The organism is Gordonia sp. UBA7860, from assembly GCF_002500165.1.
GTDB lineage: Bacteria > Actinomycetota > Actinomycetes > Mycobacteriales > Mycobacteriaceae > Gordonia > Gordonia sputi.
The window spans coordinates 1-2529 of sequence record NZ_DLSO01000178.1 but is presented as its reverse complement, the minus strand read 5'-3'; the positions used below and the strand labels follow the sequence as shown (position 1 = coordinate 2529).

Here is a 2529-nt window from a genome sequence, read left to right as displayed (position 1 = left end):
CGCCGCGCACCGGCCCCGACGGCTCGTGCGGCGCGACGTTCGGGGTCGGCGCCGGACCGCGGTGTCACCAGGCGCGCTCAGCGCAGGGAGTCGTAGACCGCCTTCTCGAACTGCTGCGACGCGGCGACGGCGGCAGGGTCGAAGAACGGTAGGAGCTGGGTGGCCCAGAGTCCGCCGATGCCTCTTTGGGCATCGACCCAGAAGTAGAGGTTGGCCAGCCCGGCCCAGCCCATGGAGCCCGCGCTGCGTCCGGTCGGCGCCTGAGAATTGTTTGTCATCGCGACGAGATTCCACCCCTTGTCGACGCCTGGAAAGAAGTCGACATCGTGGGTCTTGCGTGGGTTGACGCCGGGGAGCGGCGTGGTCCCGAGCGCTCCGAGGTGGTTGCGTGTCGCGTCGTCGACCGTTTCCGGGCGGAGGAGCTGTTGCCCGGAGTCGGATCTGCCGCCGCGCAACCAGAAGCGGATGAAGGTGAGGAAGTCCTCGGCGGTGGAGTAGAGGCCCTGGCCGCCCATATCGAGTTCGGGATCGTCGGGCGAGGTCGGTGGCCGCAATGCCTTGAGGTGACCGTCGCCGGTGCGTACGTGCAGGGTCGCGCTCCGCTCGAGCATCTGTGGTCCGCGACGAAAAGTGGTGTCGCGCATGCCTAGCGGCGTGAGTAGGCGTTCGGACATGACGTCGCCGAGTCGGCGTCCGGTCGCGCCTTCGATGACCCTGCCCACCCAGTCGAGATTCGTTCCGTATTCCCATCGGGTTCCGGGATCGAACATCAGCGGTGCTTGCAGCGATGCCTTGGTCGCGGTCGCGACGTCGGGCAGGCCGAGGTCCGCGACTGCTCGCGCGCAGTCGGAATCGAAGAAATCGTAGGCGAATCCTGCTGTGTGAGTAAGTAATTGGCGGGTAGTCGCAGGTGTCCGTGGTGCGCGCACCACCGGTGTGTCTCCATCGAATCCGGTGAGGACGCCGATCCCGGAGAGGTCGGGGGCGTACTCGGACGCGGGGGCGTCGAGGTCGAGGAGGGCGTCGTCGACGAGTTGCAGTGCCAGCGTTGCGGTCAACGGTTTGGTCATCGAGAACAGTGCGAGAACGGCATCCTTGGCCAGCGCCTCATCGGTGCCCGCGGTCCGTGGACCTGCAGCTTTGAGGTAGATCGTGTCGTGGGAAGTGGTTACACCTACGACGACGCCGGGTAGCGCGCAATCCGCTGGCGCGGCGTCGACTACGTGATCGAGTGCAACGTCGTCGAGGTCAGTGCCGTCGAGGTTCATGACGCCAGACCTTCGACGAACGATGCGAGACGTCGGAGACCCTCGGTGAGATCGGCCGTCGATGCCGCGTACGACAGTCGGACGTGATCATCGGCCGTTGCGGCGCCGAAATCCTTTCCGGGAGTGAGTGCGACGTGTGCTTCGGTGAGTGCGCGCTCGCAGAATTCCCACGAGCCCAGTCCGGTGTCGGAGACGTCGATGTACACGTAGAACGCGCCGTCGGGGATGACCGGCACACGCAAGCCCATCGCAGTGAGTGCGTCGAGTACGAGTTGTCGGCGCGAGACGAACTCGCGGCGTCGATCTTCGCATACCGCAAGGGATTCCGGACTGAAGCAGCTCAGCGCAGCGTACTGTGCCGGCGTGGGTGGGCACACGTAGAAGTTCTGCGCGAGGCGCTCGACGACGTCGACCATGTCGGGTGGCAGGATGCACCAGCCGAGCCGCCAGCCCGTCATGCCGAAGTACTTCGAAAAGCTGTTCACCACAACAACATCGGGGCCGGTGGTGGGATCGGCGAGGACGCTGCGTGGAGGCCGGCCGTCGGGCCCGGGATCGGAGAGTCCGAGGTAGATCTCGTCGACGATGCTCCACCCGCCGCGCGCGGCAACGCGGTGGCACAGCTCGACGAGCTCGTCGTAGGGCAACGACGTGCCGGTCGGGTTCGACGGCGACGCCACGATCACCCCGCGTGTGCTCTCCGACCACGCGGCGTCGACGGCATCCGGGGTGAGCTGGAAGCGATCGGAGACGCCGGTCGGCACCAAGCTGACGCGCGCGCCGAACGCCTGCGCGAACTGTCGATTGCACGGATACGACGGATCGCCGATCAGCACACCGTCGTCCGGGTCGATCAGCGCGGCGCATGCGAGAAGCAGCGCCGCCGACGCTCCCGAGGTGACTGCGACCTGCTCCGCCGTGACGCCGTTGGCGCGGAAGTGGTGGCGATAGAAGTCGGCGATGGCCTCACGTAGTTCGGGGAGGCCAAGTGCGCCCGTGTACGTCAGTGGGCGGCCGTCGGAGACCTCTCGGGCTGCCGCGAGAACTGCAGGCGGAGCACCGAAATCGGGTTCGCCGATGCTCAGCCGAATCACCGGGCTGCCCTGCGCCTCGACGGCGGCCGCTCTGCTCGCGAAGTCCATCGCGTAGAACGGTGCGACCTCCTGGGCGCGCTGCGAGATCTTCATTCATCTCATTGTGCGCGACGGTGCTCGCGAGATGTTTCGGGGTGGGGGAGTGATCTCGACTCGGGTGCTCGCTG

At 66.6% G+C, this 2529-nt stretch carries 2 protein-coding genes; both read right to left on the bottom strand.

The window, feature by feature from the left end:
- Positions 1 to 77: 77 nt before the first annotated feature.
- Positions 78 to 1268 carry a serine hydrolase domain-containing protein gene (locus B3T59_RS21840; protein ID WP_287005124.1) on the bottom strand — a complete coding sequence of 397 codons (1191 nt, stop codon included), beginning with the start codon at positions 1266 to 1268 and terminating at the stop codon, positions 78 to 80.
- Complete coding sequence (locus B3T59_RS21835) at positions 1265 to 2455, bottom strand: aminotransferase class I/II-fold pyridoxal phosphate-dependent enzyme (RefSeq protein WP_287005123.1); 1191 nt, start codon at positions 2453 to 2455, stop codon at positions 1265 to 1267. Before B3T59_RS21835 ends, B3T59_RS21840 begins: the two co-directional genes overlap by 4 nt.
- Positions 2456 to 2529 lie beyond the last annotated feature (74 nt).

Coding starts and splice junctions, on each gene's coding strand:
- B3T59_RS21835 (WP_287005123.1), bottom strand. CDS start 2,455: ATGAAGATCTCGCAGCGCGCCCAGGAGGTCGCACCGTTCTACGCGATG.
- B3T59_RS21840 (WP_287005124.1), bottom strand. CDS start 1,268: ATGAACCTCGACGGCACTGACCTCGACGACGTTGCACTCGATCACGTA.